This is a genomic window from Paenalicyclobacillus cellulosilyticus (genome assembly GCF_014647315.1).
Taxonomy (GTDB): Bacteria; Bacillota; Bacilli; order Alicyclobacillales; family Alicyclobacillaceae; genus Alicyclobacillus_J; species Alicyclobacillus_J cellulosilyticus.
Genome location: NZ_BMOY01000112.1, coordinates 350 through 648 on the forward strand (window position 1 = coordinate 350; position 299 = coordinate 648).

The following is a 299-nucleotide window of genomic DNA, read 5'->3' on the forward strand; positions in this document are numbered from 1 at the left end:
CTCAGTTCTTGGAGCTGGATATTCTCGGGCGTGAAAATGGCGTTCAAGCGTGGCTCTATTGCGGTTTGCTCTTGGAAACGAACACTGTCAGCTTGTAAAGACACTTTGGCAGTGGCATTCCATAGAGACGCAGGCAGTGAGGCATCTTCAATGGACAGTTCAAGGTTTTGCCAGTGCCATTCCCCCCATTCAATATCGGCGTTAAGCAAATCGAGGCTATTGATGTGGTTGATGGTGAACGGCAATTCTTGCCACGGTTTAGAGAGTAAAGATTGTCGCTGTGTATTGGTGATTGCCAA

The 299-nt window shown here is 47.8% G+C and carries 1 protein-coding gene; it reads right to left on the minus strand.

Annotation, left to right across the window (positions count from 1 at the left end):
* Positions 1 to 299 (minus strand): AsmA family protein (locus IEX97_RS13695; protein WP_229776926.1); only part of this gene is annotated, 299 nt, incomplete at both ends.